The organism is Pseudomonas sp. GW456-L12, assembly GCF_059424045.1.
Genome location: NZ_JBWKZA010000009.1, coordinates 198985 through 217451 on the forward strand (window position 1 = coordinate 198985; position 18467 = coordinate 217451).

Below are 18467 nucleotides of genomic sequence, written 5' to 3' on the forward strand. Positions count from 1 at the left end.
CGAACTCAGCGTTCGCCCAACAGCCATTCCAGCTGGACTTCGTGCTGGCCGCGATCGTCGGTGACGAAGATCGTGCCTTCGCTGATCATCACGTCCCACTTGATAACGCGCGGCATGTCCTTGGCCAGGACTTCCAGGACGTCCTGGGGCACGCCGGCGATATTGAGGTTCTTCAGGTTCTTCACCGCGTCCACTACGCGGGTCTGCCACACGCGCAGGCTGCCGTAGGCCAGCAGGCTGGTGCGCTCGGTACGGCGCGAACACCAGGTCAGGCGCTCGGCGTCCGGCTGGCCGACTTCGATCCAGTGCAGCACGCGGTCGTCCAGGCTTTTTTCCCACAGGGCCGGCTCATCCACTTCCGACAGGCCACGACCGAACGACAGGTGTTCGTTGTACCAAAGGGCGTAGGCCAGCAGACGCACGGTCATACGCTCTTCAGTTTCCGACGGATGGCGGGCGATGGTTTGCTTGACGCTTTCGTACACCCCGCGATCGAGGTCAGTCAGGTTCAATTCAAACTTGTAGGTGGTAGACGGCTGGGCCATGGACGGGGCTTCTTGATACGAGGAAAGGCGGCAAGTCTAACCGATGCACGCGCCAATCCACGAATCGCGCACCATCATCCTTTGGCGAGGGAGCGCCGGGCTATGTTAAAACGCTCTACCGTCCAATCTTTGTCCTACAAGGATCTTCCATGCCGCTTACCGCCAAACCCCTTGCCGGCCTGAAAGTCGTCGAACTAGGCACCCTGATCGCCGGCCCGTTCGCCTCGCGCATCTGCGCCGAATTCGGCGCCGAGGTGATCAAGGTCGAATCGCCGGACGGCGGCGACCCGCTGCGCAAGTGGCGCAAGCTGTATGAAGGCACATCCCTGTGGTGGTTCGTCCAGGCGCGCAACAAAAAGTCCCTGACCCTGAACCTCAAGCACCCGGACGGCCTGGAGGTGCTGAAGAAGCTGTTGGCCGAGGCCGACATCCTGATCGAGAACTTTCGCCCCGGGGTCCTGGAAAAACTCGGCCTGGGCTGGGACACCCTGCACTCACTCAATCCCAAGCTGGTGATGGTGCGCCTGTCCGGCTTCGGCCAGACCGGGCCGATGAAGGACCAGCCCGGTTTCGGCGCGGTCGGCGAATCCATGGGCGGGCTGCGCTACATCACCGGTTTCGAGGACCGTCCGCCGGTGCGCACCGGCATTTCCATCGGCGACTCGATTGCCGCCCTGTGGGGCGTGATCGGCGCGCTGATGGCCCTGCGGCACCGTGAGGTCAACGGCGGCCAGGGCCAGGTGGTGGACGTGGCGTTGTACGAAGCGATCTTCGCCATGATGGAAAGCATGGTCCCGGAGTTCGATGTCTTCGGCTTCATCCGCGAACGCACCGGCAACATCATGCCCGGCATCACGCCCTCCTCGATTCACACCAGCGCCGATGGCAAGCATGTGCAGATCGGCGCCAACGGCGATGCGATCTTCAAGCGCTTCATGCTGCTGATCGGCCGCGACGACCTGGCCAACGACCCGGCCCTGGCCAGCAACGACGGCCGCGACAGCCGGCGCGACGAGCTGTACGGAGTCATCGATCGCTGGGTCAACTCGCTGCCGCTGGAGCATGTGCTCGAATTGCTGAACCAAGCACAAGTCCCTGCCAGCCGCATCTTCAGCGCCGAGGACATGTTCAGCGATCCGCAGTTTCTCGCCCGGGAAATGTTCCTCCAGGCCAAGCTGCCGGACGGCAAGGCATTCAAGATGCCCGGCATCGTGCCGAAACTCTCGGACACCCCGGGCTCGTCCGAATGGGTCGGCCCCGCGCTCGGCGAACACAATGCCCAGGTACTGGGCGCCCTGGGCTACGACGAGCAGCAGATCAAAAGCCTGCGTGACAACGGCGCGATCTAGTTTGAAAAACGATGCCTTTTACCGACAAGGATCAGCAGCCTGATGACCCCATGCCGTAGCAGGCAAATGATTCGTGGCATACGCCTGTTGTCGATGCTGCTGGCGCTCGGCGCCTGGTCACCGGCCAGCCAGGCCCGGGACACGCTGATCTGGGTGTTGCGCGACCTGCCGCCGATGACGATTTTCGAAGGTCCGCAAAAAGGCCTGGGCGTGATCGATCAGGCCCTGCCCGTGCTGATGGCCAGCCTGCCGGAGTACGACCATCAGTTCGTGCACGTCAACCGCGCCCGGGCCATGCAGATGCTCCGGGAACTGCCCTTCGTCTGCGATCCGGCGCTGCTGTTCACCCCGCAGCGAGCACAATGGCTGGCGTTTTCCATCACCACTTTTCGTATATTCAGCAACGGCCTGGCGGTACGGCGCCAGGACCATCCCGACCTGCTGCCGTTTATCCATGACGGCCAGATCGACCTGGGCGCACTGCTGGTCAGCCCCCTGCACAATGTGGGCGTGGTGGCCGAGCGCAGTTATGGCGAACCGATCGACAGCCTGCTCAAACAGGCTCCGCTCGGCGCGCTGATGGCCCACTACGGCAACAGCGCCATCGGCAACCTGCTGCAGATGCAACGCCACGGACGCCTGAAAGCCTTGATCGGTTACCAGACAGAAATCCGTTTCCAGGCGCAACAGCAAGGGATCGATCCCGATGAGCTGGAGTTCTACCCGATCCAGGGCATGCCCAGGTACCAGTCAGTGAACGTCGGCTGCTCGAACACAGCGCAGGGCCGGCAGGCGGTGGAGCGCATCAACCGGGCGCTGCTCGAACTGCGCCCGCACACCTTGCTGGAGCTTTATGCCCAGTGGCTGGAACCGTCGCGGCGCGAGCAATACCGCAGCGATGCCCTGGCGTTTTTCCGCGACACGCCGCAGCGATAAAAAATCCGGGCAAAAAGAAACCCCGAGCAGTGGGGAGACGACTCGGGGTTAAACGTGGCCTGAAACCAGACCCGCGCAACAGGCGACAAGCACCGGAGCACAATGCTCGATCCTGTTGCCAAGGGTCTGACTGATGGCTTACTGCGAAGGTTCCCGAAAATTCCAGTCAGCGTGCGCTATCGAACGCCTTCTCCCGGGCCACATTGCGCAAGGCCGCGATGACACAGGGTTCCAGACGGCCTTCGGCGATCAATACGTCGCGATGCAGACCGTCGACGACATCGGTCAACTGGCGCTTGTCGGTCAACTGGGCCTGGCTGAACTCGCGCTCGACCACGATGGCCCCCAAGGCATTCTTCAGGGTCACCAGGCATTCCCCCTGCGCGCGCGGGGTCAGAGTTACCTGATACGGGCTCAAAGCTTCACCCAACAATAGGCTGATACTTTCCATCTCGATCACCACTCAATAGCTGGAATTAAGGCTCGAATACACCAATGCCGGTAGCTTTCTGGCATTCAAGTGACCATCGCCCAGAGAAGAAAGTTCGCAACCGCTGGCGGTTGCCGACCTGAGTCGATCCAGCATGCCCGCAAAACATGACAGATAAAAAACAGCCCGGATCAGACTAGAATCGGCACTCAAACCAGAAACGAACGTGACGGTGCCGGTTGATCGATCAGCGCCTCGACCTTCTTGTAGCGCAATACCGCCTGTTGGCAGGAATAGCGCCGAGGGTCGATCCGAACCGGCATCGCTACCTGCTCCCGAGGCGGATTTTCAGGCCTGGCGCAGGTCTTTCTGGCAGGTGGGGGTGTGGCCATGGGGGCCCTCTCCTCGAGCGGTTGGCAAAGCCCGGCGGCGCAGCGATGACGGTTGCCCGGTTGCAGGGCCTGTCCGAAATGCTGCCTTCTCACCGGAGCGAGTCTTGAATCAAACGTCCAATAAAAAACTGCGGATCGTCCTGGCCGACGATCACCCGATTTTCCTCATCGGCCTGCGGGCCGTCCTGGAGCGCGACGACGACCTGGAGATCGTCGGCGAAGCCAGCTCCCCGACCGCCCTCGGCGAACTGCTGCAAAGCTGTCCCTGCGACGTACTGGTCACCGACTTCATGATGCCGGGCGAACAGCAGAACGATGGCCTGCGCCTGATCGAGCAACTGCGCCGGCATCATCCCCAGCTGCCGATCGTGGTGGTGACCATGCTCAACAATGCCGGGCTGTTCCGTTCGATTCTCGACCTGGGCGTCTCGGGGCTGCTGAGCAAGGCCAGCCTGGCCGACGAGCTGCCGGCGGCGATCAGCCATGTGCGCCGCGACAAGGTGTTTGTCGCCCAGGCCATCCAGCAACTTCTCAGCCTGGCGGGCGAGGTCGGGCCGGATCGCTTGTTGTCCGGGGAACAGCTGTCGCCCCGCGAGCTCGAAGTCATCCGCCTGCTGGCGGCCGGGCTGACGGTCGGGGAAATCGCCGCGAAGCTCAGCCGCAGCAAAAAGACCGTCAGCACCCAGAAGGTCAGCGCCATGCGCAAGCTCGGCCTGTCCAGCGCCGCGGCGCTGTACATCTACGTGCAGGAACACGGGCTCGCCTGAGCCCGGCTCAGCCGGCCTGCTCGTCGAGGTCGTCATGCAAGCGCCGGGCGATCCACTGGCGCACGGCGACGGCGCTCATGGGCTCGGCGATGAAACAGCCTTGCAGGCGCGCCTGCCCCAGCTTCTTGGCCGCCTGATAGTCGGCGGCGCTCTCGATACCCGCCAGCACCACGCCCAGCGACATGCGCCGGGCCATGCTCATGGCGCCGGCCACCACGGCCGCCTTGCGCTCATCGCCAGCCAGCCCGCAGACGAAGGCCGGCGGGATCTTCAGCTCGGTGAACGGCAATTCCAACAGGCGCTGCAGGCTGGTGCCGCCGGTGCCGAAGTCGCCAATCGACAGCTTGCAGCCGATCATGCGCAGGCGCAGCAGGGCCTCCACATGGGCGATATCGGTTTCCAGTTCGGTGGTCTCGACAATTTCCAGGGTCAGCAGGCGTGCCGGCACTTCAAAACGCCGTAGCAGGGTTTCCAGCTGGCGCGCGAAGTTCGGCAGTTCCAGCATGCCCACCGGGATATTCACCGAGATCGCCAGCGAACGGCCCATGACCAGGCGTACTCCGGCCGACAACTGCAGGGCCTGCTCCAGCATGAGCCAGGTGAAGGCTTCCTCCAGGCCGGCGAATTCGATCACCGGCAGGAACTCGGCAGGCAGCATCAAGCCGTGTTCCGGGTGCTGCCAGCGCGCCAGCGCCTCGACACCCAGGACCTCGCCGTCCTGGCTGACCACCGGCTGGAAGTGCGCGACCCCATGGCGCAGTACCGCCGCCTGCCCTTCCTCGGCGGTCGGCACCTCCGGCTGGAACACATCCAGGGCCAGGGTTTCGCGCACCTGGGCCAGCGACAAGTCTTGCGGCCCAGGCTCGAAACATTGCTGGTACAGGCCCAGCAGTTCATTGACCAGGGTCACCGAGGCCGGCTTGGGCAGACAGCCCAGCACATTCAGGCCCTGCTGCCGGGCCATCGCCGCGGCGCCTTCGCGGACATCCGCTTGCGCGTCGCTGAGAATGATCAGCGCCCTCGCCCGTTGCTGCTCTGCCAGGTAGCGAATCAGTTCCAGCCCGTCGGCCTGCTCCAGGTACAGATCGCAGATGGCGATATCCACCGGCCCCTTGCTGTCCAGGGATTGCCGGGCGGCGGCAACGCTTTCGGCATTCAACACGTTGAACACGCCATTGGCGTTGAGCATCTGGTGCAGGGCCATCAACTGGAACGAATTGTCTTCAAGAACGAGCACTTTCAACCTGTGCATGGAACGACCTCCGATACGGCGAGAGCGGCGAGAATCCGCAGCGGGCCGGTACGTTAATCGCAGCGGGCAGGCCGCCCCATAAGACAAGTCTTAATCGCTACCCAGATGCGGCTCGATATCGCTGCGCAAGCAGCCGATGGCCTCCTTCAGGCGCAGCCAGTGCTCCGCCAGCACCGCCGTCGAGTGGGCCCGGGCAACGGCCTCCAGGTCGATGCAGACCTGGGCCAGCGGCAGCGCATCGATCAGGCAGCACACCCCTTTGAGGCGGTGCGTGGACGCGCCGATACGCGCCCAGTCCTGCTCCAGCACCGCCGACTCCAGGGCCGCCTGCTCCTGCCCCAGGTTGCTCCACAGCTCGCGCAGCATGCGTTGCAGGATCGGCTCGTCCGCCTGGGTCATGGTGCGCAGGGTCTGGATGTCGAAGGACGGCGGCGGCAAGAAGCGCGCAAGCATCTGCGCCAGCCGGTCCAGGGTCACCGGCTTGACCAGCAGTTCATCCATGCCGGCCTGCTCGCAGCGCTGCTGCTCATCCTCGAAGGCATTGGCCGTGCAACCGATCAACGGGCAGGCGTCACGCCCTTCCCGGGCCTCGATCTGCCGTATCGCTTCGCTCAGCTGATAACCGCTCATGCCCGGCATGTGGCAGTCGGTCATCACCAGGTCGAACGCCTCGCCCTGCCAGCGCGCCAGCGCCGCCTCGGCGCTGTCGAGCGCCACCACCTTGTGCCCGAGGAACATCAGTTGCTGGCTGAGCACCATGCGATTGGCGCGCACGTCGTCGACCACCAGCACCGACATGCGACGGCTCTGCGGGCGCTCGCGGGTCACCTGGGGCGACTGGCTGAAATCCTCGACCACCTGTTCCGGGTAAAGCTCAAGGGTCACGGTGGTTCCCACGCCAGGTTGGCTTTGCAGCAGAATGCGCCCGCCCATCAGCTCCACCAGTTGCTTGCAGATGCTCAGGCCCAGGCCGGTTCCGCCCTGCTCCGGCGTCGTCTGCAGATGGGCCTGGATGAACGGATCGAACAGGCTCGCCTGCTTCTCGGGGCTGATGCCCGACCCGGTATCGGCCACGCTGATGCACAAACGGTCGGCGCCATGTTCATCGGCCTGGCGCTCCACGGACACCCGCACCTCACCGGCCTGGGTGAACTTCAGGGCATTGCTCAGCAGGTTGTGCAGCACCTGGCGCAGGCGCAGCGGGTCGAGCCAGTAGAAACCGTCCGCCGCCTTGTCGAAGGCCAGCGTCAGGTGCAGCCCCTTGTTGCGCGCGGTGACCTCGAACAATTGCTGTATGTCTTCGAAGAAGCCTCGCAGGGCCACGGTCTGCGGCGCCAGCTGCATGTGCCCGGCCTCGATCTTGGCCAGGTCGAGGTTATCGCCCATCAGGCCGACCAGCTCCTGCGCCGATTGGTAGGCCACGCGCAGCGCATCGGAAAACGGCATGCCGCGCAGGCGCGCCTGTTCCTTTTCCAGTTCCAGCAAACCGATGATCGCATTCATCGGCGTGCGTATTTCGTGGCTCATGGTCGAGAGAAAGGCGCTCTTGGCGTAGTTCGCCTGATCCGCCGCGCGACGCGCTTGCAGCAGCTCTTCCTCCAGACGCTTGCGCTCGGTGATATCGATCCAGCCCCCCAGCAACCCCTGCAACTCACCCTGGGCGCTGTAGAACGGCACCGTCCATTGATAGACATGCACCGGGCCCCTTCTGGACTCGATCTGACGGTCGACGAACACCGACTCCTGGGACTCCAGCTGCTCCAGGAACTCGCGGTGCAACTGCCGGACCGTGGCCTCGGGCAACACATCCAGCTCGGTCAGGCACAGCCCCTTGATCTGTTCCAGGCGCATGCCGGTCTGGGTTTCGTAGCTTTTGTTGCAGGTGATCAGGCGCCCGGCCAGGTCGCGGACGAAGATCGGGTTGGGGATACCGTCGAGCAAGGCGCGCTTGAACGCCACCTGGTCGTTGAGTCGTTGCTCGGCTTGCAGGCGCTGGCGGATCTGCCCCTTGAGCCGGGTGTTCCAGGCCAGGGACAGCAGGCCGAACAGGATGGCGGTGAAAGTGACCCAGTAGATCCACACCGGCACCCGCTGCCACATGGGCACCGGCACCGGCGTCACCCCCAGCCATTTCAGGCGGATGGCGCTGAGCTCGGCCACCGGGAAGGCTTCCAGGGCCTTGTTCAGAATGCTCAGCAGCTCGGGCTGGTCCCGGCGCACCGACAACTCGTCGGCCGACCACTTGCCTTCGACGCTGCGGCCGATGCGCAGCCCGTTCGCCGGATACCCCTGCACCTCGACTTCATTCTGGATGGTCGCGTCGGCCTCGCCATTGGCCACCAGGGCCCGCGCCTCCTGGTAGGTAGCGACCGAACGCAGGCGGACCTTCGGGTAGTTCTGCCGGACGTAGCTTTCCAGCGCATGCTTGGCCGGCAGCGCCAGCACCCGGCCCGCCAACTGGCTGAAGGTGTTGAGCTGGATGTCCTCGGCGCGGACCACGAACACCCACGCCGAACCGCCAAAGGGGTGGGTGAAGTCGAGGAAGCCGCAGCGCTCGTCATTGGCCGACAAGGTGGTGTTCATCTGGGCCCGGCCCTTGAGCAGCAGGTCCAGGGTATGGGTCGTGGAAAAGCTTTCCTCCTGGATGAACTGCAGGCCGGTCATTCTCGAGATGCGGTTGAGCAGGTCGATGTTCAGCCCGGTCCACTGGCCGTCCTTGTCCTTGAACACATAGGGTGGGTACTGCTGGGAAGCCACCACCACATGCTGATGTTCGAGCAGCCAGGCGCGCTCCGCCTTGCTCAACTTGATCCGCTCGTCGCCGGTGCTGGCGCCCAGCCCGGTGGTCCAGCGGGCCAGGATTTCCCGGTCCGTGGAATCGTCGATGCTCTCCAGCGCTCGCTCGATCAGGCGGCTCAACAACGGGTCGCTCTGGCGCGTGGCGAAGGCAAAGCCGATCGGCGGCAGCCGGCTGCCGGTGCGGACCTGCAACCCCAGGTAAGGACGCAGCGCCTTGTAGGCACGGACTATCACTTCATTGCCGATAAAGGCATCGACATCCCCCTGATTCAGCGCTTCCAGGCCGCTGTACAGATTGGGCGAGAGAATGATCTGGCTGTGGGGATAAGCCGCGTGGGCGACCTTCGCGTCCGCATAGCCTTCCAGCAGCACCACTTTCTTGCCGGCCAGGCCCTCGGGGATCTGGGCCTCGTCCCGGCGTACGACCACCACCGCCCGGTCGGGCATGTAGTCGCTGGAAAAGTGCAGCCCGGCGACCCCGCGCTCGTAGCCGTTGGCGCTGGTGAGGATGTCGATCGTGCCATTGCGCAGCGCCTCGACCGCTTGCTCGCGCTCGGAGAATCCCAACACCTCCATGGGCATGCCCAGGCGTTCGCCGACCAGGCTCAGGTAGTCGGCGCTGATGCCCTGGTAACGATTGCGGTCGCGCGTGATGTCGATCGGCTGGTAGTCATCGATCGAAATGCCCACCTTCAAGGTGCCACGGCCCGCCAGCCATTGCCGTTCGACCGGGGCCAGGGTGAGCGGCTCCAGTTCGACGAAGGCCGGCACCAGCTTGAAGGGCAGGTTCTGCGCCGCCATCAGGCACGGGGCCAGGGCCAGCGTCGCCAAAACCATCAATGTGCACAAAACCGGGCGCAGCAACATAAGCATCCTGTGGGTGATCCTCGACGCGTCGCCGCCCTATTCTAGATGCTCTGTCCTTGAGCTCTGGCCTTAAGTTCTGTCCTTGGAAGACGCGCCGCGATAAACAGCCTGTGTATAAAAAGACAAAGCCCGTCAGAGACGGGCTTTGTTGACGATCGATGTCAGTCGATCAGAGCGGTTTGCCGCGATTGCCGTGCTGGCTGACGAAGGCCTGGACGGCCTTCAGGTCGTTGGCCAGGACGGTGCAACGCTCTTCGCGCTCGAACAGATCGGACAGGTGCGCTGGCAATTCCAGGGCCTTGCCGATCCCGGCCTTTTCCACCGCTTCCGGGAATTTCACCGGGTGCGCGGTGCCCAGCACCACCATCGGGATGTCCAGGCTGCGACGGCACTCACGGGCGGCCTTGACGCCGATCGCGGTGTGCGGGTCGAGCACTTCGCCAGTCTGGGCGAAGACTTCGGCGATGGTCTCGCAAGTCTGGGCGTCGTCCACGGCCAGGGAGTCGAACAGCTTGCGCGCTTCGGTCCAGCGCTCCTGCTCGACGCTGAAACCGCCACCCTGCTTGAAGGAGTCCATCAGCCCGGCCAGCGCGGCACCGTTGCGACCGTGCAGGTCGAACAGCAGGCGCTCGAAGTTCGACGAGACCATGATGTCCATCGACGGCGACAGGGTCGCGTGCAGGGTTTCCTTGACGTACTGGTTGCCGCTCATGAAGCGGTGCAGGATGTCGTTGCGGTTGGTGGCGACGATCAACTGGTTGATCGGCAGGCCCATGTTGCGGGCCAGGTAACCGGCGAAGATATCGCCGAAGTTGCCGGTCGGCACCGAGAACGCCACCGAACGCGCCGGGCCGCCCAGCTGCAGGGCTGCGTGGAAGTAGTAGACGATCTGGGCCATGATCCGCGCCCAGTTGATCGAGTTCACCGCCACCAGGCGGGTGCCCTTGAGGAAGCCCTGGTCGGCGAAGCTGGCCTTGACCATTTCCTGGCAGTCGTCGAAGTTGCCTTCAATGGCGATGTTATGGATGTTCTCGCCGAAGATGGTGGTCATCTGCCGGCGCTGCACTTCGGACACACGGTTGTGCGGGTGCAGGATGAAGATATCGACGTTGTCGCAACGCTTGCAGCCTTCGATGGCGGCCGAACCGGTATCACCGGAAGTGGCGCCGATGATCACCACGCGCTCGCCGCGCTTCTCCAGCACGTAGTCCAGCAGGCGACCCAGCAGTTGCAGGGCGAAGTCCTTGAACGCCAGGGTCGGGCCGTGGAACAGCTCCAGGACCCACTCGTTGCCGTTGAGCTGGCGCAGCGGGGCGATGGCGTTGTGGGAGAAAGCGCCGTAGGTTTCCTCAAGGATTTTCTTGAAGTCGGCATCCGGGATGCTGCCGGTGACGAACGGGCGCATCACCCGGAACGCCAGCTCGTGATACGGCAGGCCGGCCCAGGAAGCGATTTCCTCCTGGGTGAAACGTGGCAGGTTTTCCGGTACGTACAGACCGCCGTCGCTCGCCAGGCCGGCCAGCAGGACGTCTTCGAAATTCAGGGCCGGTGCCTGGCCGCGGGTGCTGATGTAACGCATATAAGCAAACCTTTGGTGTGGAGCTGCAAGCTTCAAGTGACAGGCGACAAGTCAAAGCGAATCGGCTTTTACTTGCAGCTTGCGGCTTGGCGCTTGCCGCTGAATTAATTCAGATGTTCGACGCGGATCCGCACGACCGGACCGACCACGCCCTGCAGGGCTTCCAGCGCGGTGATCGCATCGTTGATGCGCTGTTCCACCACACGGTGGGTCAGCAGGATCATCGGCACCAGGCCGTCGTGTTCTTCGACCTCTTTCTGCATGATCGACTCGATGTTGATGCCGCGCTCGGACAGGATGCTCGCCACCTGGGCCAGTACGCCCGGATGATCCTTGGCCTGGATCCGCAGATAGTAGGCGCTTTCGCAGGCCTCGATCGGCAGGATCGGGTGCGCCGACAGCGAGTCCGGCTGGAAGGCCAGGTGCGGCACACGGTTTTCCGGGTCGCTGGTCATGGCGCGAACCACGTCCACCAGGTCTGCGATCACCGACGAAGCGGTCGGCTCCATGCCGGCGCCGGCGCCGTAGTACAGCGTGGAGCCGACGGCGTCGCCGTTGACCATCACCGCGTTGAACACGCCATTGACGTTGGCGATCAGGCGATCGGCCGGGATCAGCGTCGGGTGCACGCGCAGCTCGATACCGGCATCGGTGCGGCGGGCCACGCCCAGGTGCTTGATGCGATAGCCCAGGGCCTCGGCGTAGTTCACGTCGGCGGTGGTCAGCTTGGTGATGCCTTCGGTGTAGGCCTTGTCGAACTGCAGCGGGATACCAAAGGCGATGGACGCCAGGATGGTCAGCTTGTGCGCGGCGTCGATGCCTTCGACGTCGAAGGTCGGGTCGGCTTCGGCGTAACCCAGGGCCTGGGCCTCGACCAGCACGTCTTCGAAGGTGCGACCCTTCTCGCGCATTTCGGTGAGGATGAAGTTGCCAGTGCCGTTGATGATCCCGGCCACCCAGTTGATACGGTTGGCCGACAGGCCTTCGCGGATCGCCTTGATGACTGGAATACCACCCGCCACGGCGGCCTCGAACGCCACGATCACCCCCTTCTCACGGGCCTTGGCGAAAATTTCGTTACCGTGTACGGCGATAAGCGCCTTGTTGGCGGTGACCACATGTTTACCATGCTCGATGGCCTTGAGTACCAGCTCGCGGGCAACGGTATAGCCGCCCATCAGCTCTATGACGATGTCGATCTCAGGGTTCGTGGCCACTTCGAACACATCGTTGGTAATCGCAATACCGGTCGTTTGGAACTGAGGCTTTGGCGTGCGCATGGCAATTTGTGCCACTTCGATTCCACGCCCGGCACGACGAGCAATTTCCTCGGCGTTACGCTGAAGTACATTGAAGGTACCGCCACCGACGGTACCCAGCCCACAGATGCCCACTTTGACCGGATTCACTCTGAACTCCCCATGAAACGGCCGACACTAGGTCGGCCGTGGAAAACAGCCGCAAACCACACGGCTCTCTATTAATGACGCGTCGGCCACAACCGCCGCGTCATGATCGTCAAAGGCTCGACGACGCAGGATTATTTCGCGCCCAGCGCCAGTTTGGCGACTTGTGGCGCAGGCTGGTAGCCCGGAATCACTTGGCCGTCGGCCAAAACGATGGCCGGCGTGCCGTTCACCCCGATCGACTGGCCCAGGGCGAATTGCTTGGAAACCGGGTTGGCGCACTTGGCGGCCTTGATTTCCTTGCCATCGACCATCTTGTCCATGGCCGCTTTCTTGTCGGCCGAGCACCAGACCGCCTGCAACTGCTCGTCGCCCGGCGAACCCAGGCCCTGGCGCGGGAAGGCGACATAACGCACTTCCACGCCCATCTTGTTCAGCTCAGGCACTTCGGCGTGCAGCTTGTGGCAGTACGGGCAGGTGGTGTCGGTGAAGACGGTGATGTGGGTCTTGGTTTCGCCGATAGCCGGGTAGACCACGGTTTCAGCGACCGGAATGGCGTTGATCAGCTTGGCCACGCCCAGGCGCTCGGTCTTTTCGGTCAGGTTGACCGGCTTGCCGTCCTTGAGCTGGAACAGGTAGCCCTGCATCACGAACTGGCCGTCGGCGCTGGCGTACAGCACGCGGCTGCCCTTGAGCTTGACTTCATAGACACCGGGCAGCGGGCTGGCGCTGATGCTTTCTACCGGGACTTCGAGTTGCAGGCCCTGGAGGCTTTTACGAATCGCTTTTTCGGCGGCGTCATCGGCCATAACAAAGGTACTGGCCAACGCAATGGCTGCGGCGGCGATTATCTGGGTCACGCGCATTGGGAACTCCTGAAGGCGGACAAATGGGACGGTCAGAACGCCCGTACTAGAACACCGGGTCATAACGGCCCACTTTGTAAACCGGCAAAGCCTACCACATAAGGCCCGCCTGGCGGGCTCCCGCTGAGCCAAGCCGGTCATTTGCCGATCGGCGCGGAACCGCTCCCGGGTCGCCGCAGCCGGCGTTCGCGGCGACCGACACCTCACTCAACCGCGGGGATGGTGCTTGGCATGCAGGTCCTGCAAACGGGCCCGGGCGACATGGGTGTAGATCTGGGTGGTCGACAGGTCGCTGTGGCCAAGCAGCATCTGCACCACCCGCAGGTCGGCGCCGTGGTTGAGCAGATGGGTGGCGAAGGCGTGCCGCAAGGTGTGCGGCGACAGCGACTTGCCGATCCCGGCGACCTTGGCCTGATGCTTGATCCGGTGCCAGAAGGTTTGCCGGGTCATCTGTTCGCCACGCTGGCTGGGGAACAGCACATCGCTGGGCCGCCCGCCGAGCAGCTCGCCACGGGCATCGCGCATGTAGCGCTCGACCCAGACAATCGCTTCCTCGCCCATCGGCACCAGGCGCTCCTTGCTGCCCTTGCCCATCACCCGCAACACGCCCTGGCGCAGGTTGACCTGCTCCAGGGTCAGGCTGATCAGCTCGGTCACCCGCAGGCCGCAGGCATACAGGACTTCAAGCATGGCGCGATCACGCTGGCCGATAGCCTCGCTGAGGTCGGGAGCGGCCAGCAGGGCCTCGACATCGGCCTCCGACAGCGACTTGGGCAACGGCCGCCCCAGGTGCGGCATATCGACTTGCAGCGTGGGGTCCACGGCGATCAGTTTTTCCCGCAGCAGGTAACGATAGAAGCCGCGCACCCCGGAGAGAAAACGTGCGGTCGAGCGTGGCTTGTAGGCCTGCTCCACCCGCCAGGCGAGGTGGTCGAGAATCAGCTCGCGACCGGCATTCACCAGCTCCAGTCCCTTTTCCTGTAGCCAGCCGTTGAACAACGCCAGGTCACTGCGATAAGCCTCGCGGGTGTTGTCCGAAAGGCCCTTTTCCAGCCATAGCGCATCGAGGAAACGGTCTATCAGGGGATGGTCGATGGCAGGCATAAATACTCGAAAGGCGCGGCCTTGAGGCCGGGCGCAAATAAATAGTGAACTGTGCAGAGGGTCGCTAGTCTTTCATAGCCCGCTATTTCAAGGAACAGGGAGCTTCAATGAACGAACAACAGATTCTGTTGGCCTTTGGCGGCATAGGCGTGGCGGCAGTGGGCTGCCAATGGCTGGCCTGGCGCCTGAAACTGCCGGCCATTCTGTTCCTGCTGTTGAGCGGCATTCTCGCCGGCCCGGTCCTGGGCTGGCTCGACCCGCAGGAACTGTTCGGACCGCTGCTGATGCCACTGGTGTCGCTGGCGGTGGCCTTGATCCTGTTTGAAGGCAGCCTGACCCTGCACCTGTCGGAGTGGCGCGAGATCGGCAAGGTGGTGCACCGGCTGGTGACCATCGGCGCCCTTTCGACCTGGGCGGTGATCACCCTGGCCACCCACTGGCTGCTGGGCTTCGACTGGCTGCTGGCGCTGCTGTTCGGCACCCTGACCCTGGTCACCGGGCCCACCGTGATCGTGCCCATGCTGCGGGTGGTGCGGCCCAAGGCGTCGATCGCCAACATCCTGCGCTGGGAAGGCATCGTCATCGACCCGATCGGTGCCCTGCTGGCGGTGGTGGTCTACAGCTTCATCATCGCCAGCGCCGAGGGCCAGGGCCTGCAGCACAGCCTGATGACCTTCGGCGGGGTAATCCTCTGCGGCAGCCTGTTCGGCATCGTCGGCGGCTGGGTGCTGGGCACCATCATGCGCCGCCAGTGGCTGCCGGAATACCTGCACAACCTGGCCACGCTGGCGGCGGTGCTGGGCATCTTCATCGGCGCCAACCAGGTGATGCATGAGTCCGGCCTGCTGGCCGTGACCCTGATGGGCATGTGGATGGCCAACATGAAGGACGTCGACGTCCGGCACATCCTGCACTTCAAGGAAAACCTCAGCGTGCTGCTGATTTCCGGGCTGTTCATCCTGCTGGCGGCGCGCCTGGACCTCAACGCCCTGATCGCCCTGGGGCCGCTGGTGTTGATTCTGCTGCTGGTGATCCAGTTCATCGCCCGGCCATTGAACGTGCTGCTATCCACCGCTGGCTCGAACCTGAGCTGGCGCGAACGGGCCCTGCTGGCCTGGATCGCGCCCCGAGGCATCGTTGCCGCGGCGGTCTCGGCGATCTTCGCCATTCGCCTGGACCAGGCTGGTCATGAAGGGGCGCTGCTGCTGGTGCCGCTGACCTTTGCCGTGATCATCGGCACCGTGGTGCTGCAGAGCGCCACCGCGCGGCCGCTGGCCCGCCTATTGAAGGTCGCGGAACCAGCGCCGAGCGGTTTCCTGATCGTCGGGGCGAACGCTCCGGCACGGACCATCGGCAAGGCCCTGCAACAATTGGGCAGCCGCGTGCTGCTGACCGATTCGAGCTGGGAGAACATCCGGGCCGCGCGCATGGACGGCCTGCCGACCTACTTCGGCAACCCGGCATCGCAACACGCCGATGCCCATCTGGACCTGGTGGGGCTTGGCCATCTGCTGGCGCTGTCGCCCTCCGGCGAATTGAACACCCTGGCCTCCATGCGTTTTCGCCACGACTTCGGCCATCAGCGCCTGTTCGGCCTGGCCAACAGCCAGGAAAGCCGGCGCACCGACAAGCACCGGGCCAGCCATGAACATCGCGGGCACCTACTGGGTAACGAGACGCTGTCCTACAGCAAACTGGCCAGCCTGCTGGGACAGGGTGCGGAGCTGTACAGCACCAACCTGACCGAAGGTTTTGGCTGGGAGGATTACCAGGCGCTGCATGGTGAGCGGGCGACTCTGCTGTTCGCTCGCGACAACAGCGGCTGGGTGCATGTGGTGACGCCAGGCAGCGCCCTCAAGCCCTCCGCGGGCTGGACCCTGGTGGCGTTGATTCAGAAGGATACGACGACCTGATAGCCCATCGCGGGCAAGCCTCGCTCCTACAGAACGGTGAAATCCCGCAAGAGCGAGGCTTGCTCGCGATCAGTCGACAAACCCCGGCAGCACCGGTACCGGGCGCTTGTCGTCATCGATAGCGACAAAGCTGAACAGGCCATGGATGGCCTTCTCTCGCCCATCGCAGCTCATGCTCTCGACGAACACCTCAACCTCGACCTTGAGGCTGGTATTGCCGACCTTTACCACCCGTCCCACCAGCTCGACGATGGAGCCGGCGGCAATCGGGTGATTGAAGTCGATACGGTCGGTGGACACGGTCACCAGCGGCAACCGGCAGAAACGGGTCGCGGCGATGAACGACACTTCGTCCATCCAGGCCAGCGCCGTGCCGCCGAACAGGGTGTTGTGGTGGTTGGTGGTCGACGGGAATACCGCCTTGGTCACGCGGGTCACCGACAGCTCGGTCCGGCGTTGGATTTCTTGCTCGCGGGGGCTCATGGTTCTACTGCCTGAAACACAATTCGGGGATAAATGACGGGCAACAAAAAAGCAGCCCGTAGGCTGCTTTTTTCTGCATCGGAAGCTGGACTTAAACCAGTTTTTCCTTGATGCGAGCTGCTTTACCCGACAGGTCGCGCAGGTAGTACAGCTTGGCTTTACGTACGTCACCGCGACGCTTGACAGCCATGCTGTCGATTTGCGGGCTGTAGGTCTGGAAAGTACGCTCTACGCCAACACCGTTGGAGATTTTACGAACGGTGAATGCACTGTTCACGCCGCGGTTACGCTTGGCGATTACAACGCCTTCGAACGCTTGCAGACGGGAACGATCGCCTTCCTTCACTTTCACCTGAACGACAATGGTGTCGCCCGGGGCAAAGGCTGGGATCTCTTTGGTCATCTGCTCTGCTTCGAGTGCAAGAATGATTTTGTTGGTCATGCTGTGCTCCTAAGGTAAATCGTCGGATCTACCATCGATACGTTGTTAACTATCGTCCCGCTCGCGGATGTATTCCTCGAGCAGCTTCTTCTCTTCTCCAGAAAGCGAGCGGCTTTCCAGAAGATCGGCGCGTCGTTCATAGGTCCGACCAAGGGACTGCTGTAAACGCCAACGCCGGATGTGTGCGTGGTTGCCACTCAGCAACACGTCGGGAACACGCTGATCCGCATACACCTCCGGTCGGGTGTAGTGCGGGCAATCCAGCAGACCATCCGTGAAGGAATCCTCCTCCGCGGAATCCGCATGCCCTAAAGCTCCGGGCAGCAGTCGCGTAACCGCATCAATCAGGACCATCGCCGGCAGCTCGCCACCGGAGAGTACATAGTCGCCAATCGACCACTCTTCATCGACATGAGCTTCAATAAAACGCTCGTCAATGCCTTCATAACGACCGGCAATCAGGATCAATGCATCCTCATTCGCCAACTCGCGTACCGCCGACTGAGTCAGTTTGCGGCCTTGGGGCGACAGGTAGATCACCTTCGCACCCTCCCCGGCTGCCTGCCTGGCCTGAACCAGAGCATCTTCCAGGGGCTTGATCTTCATCACCATGCCCGGGCCACCGCCAAATGGGCGATCGTCCACAGTGTGATGTCGATCCGTGGTGTAGTCTCGCGGATTCCAACAGGTCAGCTGCAAGAGCCCCTGCTTCACCGCGCGGCTGGTTATGCCGTAGTCGCTGATGGCGGAAAACATCTCGGGAAACAAACTGATCACTTCTACGCGCAGGCTAGCCACGTTCAGAAGTCCGCGTCCCAATCCACCTTCATCTCGCCCGCTGCCAGGTCGACGGCCAACACGCATTGCTCGGTATAGGGCAACAGGCGTTCGCGATCATCCAGGCTGCCAGCGCAAGGCTTGACCACCATTACATCGTTCGAGCCGGTCTCCAGCAGGTGATCGATTTTCCCGAACAGCTGCCCGTGAGTGTCGATGACCTTGAGACCTTGCAGCTGGTACCAGTAGTACTCGCCGTCGGTCAGTTCAGGGAACAGGTTGCGCGGCACGCAGATCTCATAACCGGCCAGAAGACGCGCTTCTTCACGATCATCGAGACCCTTGAGCTTTGCGACCAGGAATTTTTCATTCCCGCGTCCGCTGACCAGCTCAACCTGTTTCACGCTACCTTCGCGCTTGAGCGTCCAGGTTTTGTAATCCAACAGGTTTTTAATCGGATCAGTAAAGGAATAAACCTTCACTTCGCCGCGAACGCCGTGAACAGAGTAGATTTTGCCGATAACGATCAAATCATCAGCAGGAGCAGGCGTCGCGTTCAT

At 63.0% G+C, this 18467-nt stretch carries 16 protein-coding genes; 4 read left to right on the plus strand and 12 right to left on the minus strand.

The window, feature by feature from the left end; translation table 11 throughout:
* Positions 1-5 precede the first annotated feature (5 nt).
* A complete protein-coding gene (locus tag AC07Y9_RS14660) occupies positions 6-545 on the minus strand; it encodes a YaeQ family protein (RefSeq protein WP_007923023.1) in 540 nt (179 codons plus the stop codon).
* A gap of 149 nt (positions 546-694) precedes the next feature.
* Between AC07Y9_RS14660 and AC07Y9_RS14665 the strand changes: the two genes are divergently transcribed.
* Positions 695-1894 carry a CaiB/BaiF CoA transferase family protein gene (locus AC07Y9_RS14665; protein ID WP_087091344.1) on the plus strand — a complete coding sequence of 400 codons (1200 nt, stop codon included), beginning with the start codon at positions 695-697 and terminating at the stop codon, positions 1892-1894.
* A 66-nt stretch (positions 1895-1960) separates the two neighbouring features.
* Complete coding sequence (locus AC07Y9_RS14670) at positions 1961-2830, plus strand: TIGR02285 family protein (RefSeq protein WP_371919073.1); 870 nt, start codon at positions 1961-1963, stop codon at positions 2828-2830.
* Between the two features lie 166 nt (positions 2831-2996).
* Here AC07Y9_RS14670 and AC07Y9_RS14675 read toward each other — a convergent pair whose 3' ends face one another.
* Positions 2997-3281: a DUF3509 domain-containing protein gene (locus AC07Y9_RS14675; protein ID WP_007923026.1), complete on the minus strand. Its 285-nt coding sequence runs from the start codon at positions 3279-3281 to the stop codon at positions 2997-2999.
* 475 nt (positions 3282-3756) lie between these two features.
* Here AC07Y9_RS14675 and AC07Y9_RS14680 point away from each other — a divergent pair, with 475 nt between their 5' ends.
* The gene (locus AC07Y9_RS14680) at positions 3757-4419 is read left to right on the plus strand and encodes a response regulator (protein WP_102679285.1); all 663 of its coding nucleotides are present in this window, start codon (positions 3757-3759) and stop codon (positions 4417-4419) included.
* A 7-nt stretch (positions 4420-4426) separates the two neighbouring features.
* Here AC07Y9_RS14680 and AC07Y9_RS14685 read toward each other — a convergent pair whose 3' ends face one another.
* The 6 genes from AC07Y9_RS14685 to xerD form a co-directional block, all read right to left on the minus strand.
* Positions 4427-5671, minus strand: coding sequence for an EAL domain-containing response regulator (locus AC07Y9_RS14685; protein WP_102679286.1), 1245 nt, complete (start codon positions 5669-5671; stop codon positions 4427-4429).
* 90 nt (positions 5672-5761) lie between these two features.
* On the minus strand, positions 5762-9337 hold the full coding sequence (locus AC07Y9_RS14690) for an ATP-binding protein (RefSeq protein WP_102679287.1): 3576 nt from the start codon (positions 9335-9337) through the stop codon (positions 5762-5764).
* Positions 9338-9506: 169 nt separating this feature from the next.
* Positions 9507-10916 (minus strand): threonine synthase, encoded by a 1410-nt coding sequence (thrC, locus tag AC07Y9_RS14695; RefSeq protein WP_007927671.1) that lies wholly within the window; start codon positions 10914-10916, stop codon positions 9507-9509.
* A gap of 104 nt (positions 10917-11020) precedes the next feature.
* The gene (locus AC07Y9_RS14700; RefSeq protein WP_007927672.1) at positions 11021-12325 is read right to left on the minus strand and encodes a homoserine dehydrogenase; all 1305 of its coding nucleotides are present in this window, start codon (positions 12323-12325) and stop codon (positions 11021-11023) included.
* 131 nt (positions 12326-12456) lie between these two features.
* Complete coding sequence (locus AC07Y9_RS14705; protein ID WP_007927673.1) at positions 12457-13188, minus strand: thioredoxin fold domain-containing protein; 732 nt, start codon at positions 13186-13188, stop codon at positions 12457-12459.
* A gap of 207 nt (positions 13189-13395) precedes the next feature.
* Positions 13396-14292 carry a site-specific tyrosine recombinase XerD gene (xerD, locus tag AC07Y9_RS14710; RefSeq protein WP_102679288.1) on the minus strand — a complete coding sequence of 299 codons (897 nt, stop codon included), beginning with the start codon at positions 14290-14292 and terminating at the stop codon, positions 13396-13398.
* 107 nt (positions 14293-14399) lie between these two features.
* Between xerD and AC07Y9_RS14715 the strand changes: the two genes are divergently transcribed.
* Positions 14400-16205: a cation:proton antiporter gene (locus AC07Y9_RS14715; RefSeq protein WP_102679289.1), complete on the plus strand. Its 1806-nt coding sequence runs from the start codon at positions 14400-14402 to the stop codon at positions 16203-16205.
* A 69-nt stretch (positions 16206-16274) separates the two neighbouring features.
* Here AC07Y9_RS14715 and AC07Y9_RS14720 read toward each other — a convergent pair whose 3' ends face one another.
* The 4 genes from AC07Y9_RS14720 to rimM all read right to left on the minus strand — a co-directional run bounded on the left by AC07Y9_RS14720 (position 16275) and on the right by rimM (position 18467).
* The gene (locus AC07Y9_RS14720) at positions 16275-16688 is read right to left on the minus strand and encodes an acyl-CoA thioesterase (RefSeq protein WP_007927676.1); all 414 of its coding nucleotides are present in this window, start codon (positions 16686-16688) and stop codon (positions 16275-16277) included.
* A gap of 91 nt (positions 16689-16779) precedes the next feature.
* Positions 16780-17130, minus strand: coding sequence for a 50S ribosomal protein L19 (gene rplS, locus AC07Y9_RS14725; protein WP_007927677.1), 351 nt, complete (start codon positions 17128-17130; stop codon positions 16780-16782).
* A gap of 45 nt (positions 17131-17175) precedes the next feature.
* Complete coding sequence (gene trmD / locus AC07Y9_RS14730) at positions 17176-17928, minus strand: tRNA (guanosine(37)-N1)-methyltransferase TrmD (RefSeq protein ID WP_007927678.1); 753 nt, start codon at positions 17926-17928, stop codon at positions 17176-17178.
* A gap of 2 nt (positions 17929-17930) precedes the next feature.
* Positions 17931-18467 (minus strand): ribosome maturation factor RimM, encoded by a 537-nt coding sequence (rimM, locus tag AC07Y9_RS14735; RefSeq protein WP_007927679.1) that lies wholly within the window; start codon positions 18465-18467, stop codon positions 17931-17933.

Bases quoted from the DNA above. Each gene is read 5' to 3' on its own strand.
- rplS (WP_007927677.1), bottom strand. From the start codon at position 17,130: ATGACCAACAAAATCATTCTTGCACTCGAAGCAGAGCAGATGACCAAA.
- AC07Y9_RS14660 (WP_007923023.1), bottom strand. From the start codon at position 545: ATGGCCCAGCCGTCTACCACCTACAAGTTTGAATTGAACCTGACTGAC.
- AC07Y9_RS14670 (WP_371919073.1), top strand. From the start codon at position 1,961: ATGATTCGTGGCATACGCCTGTTGTCGATGCTGCTGGCGCTCGGCGCC.
- AC07Y9_RS14665 (WP_087091344.1), top strand. From the start codon at position 695: ATGCCGCTTACCGCCAAACCCCTTGCCGGCCTGAAAGTCGTCGAACTA.
- AC07Y9_RS14675 (WP_007923026.1), bottom strand. From the start codon at position 3,281: ATGGAAAGTATCAGCCTATTGTTGGGTGAAGCTTTGAGCCCGTATCAG.
- rimM (WP_007927679.1), bottom strand. From the start codon at position 18,467: ATGAACGCGACGCCTGCTCCTGCTGATGATTTGATCGTTATCGGCAAA.
- AC07Y9_RS14720 (WP_007927676.1), bottom strand. From the start codon at position 16,688: ATGAGCCCCCGCGAGCAAGAAATCCAACGCCGGACCGAGCTGTCGGTG.
- xerD (WP_102679288.1), bottom strand. From the start codon at position 14,292: ATGCCTGCCATCGACCATCCCCTGATAGACCGTTTCCTCGATGCGCTA.
- thrC (WP_007927671.1), bottom strand. From the start codon at position 10,916: ATGCGTTACATCAGCACCCGCGGCCAGGCACCGGCCCTGAATTTCGAA.
- AC07Y9_RS14705 (WP_007927673.1), bottom strand. From the start codon at position 13,188: ATGCGCGTGACCCAGATAATCGCCGCCGCAGCCATTGCGTTGGCCAGT.
- AC07Y9_RS14715 (WP_102679289.1), top strand. From the start codon at position 14,400: ATGAACGAACAACAGATTCTGTTGGCCTTTGGCGGCATAGGCGTGGCG.
- AC07Y9_RS14685 (WP_102679286.1), bottom strand. From the start codon at position 5,671: ATGCACAGGTTGAAAGTGCTCGTTCTTGAAGACAATTCGTTCCAGTTG.
- AC07Y9_RS14690 (WP_102679287.1), bottom strand. From the start codon at position 9,337: ATGTTGCTGCGCCCGGTTTTGTGCACATTGATGGTTTTGGCGACGCTG.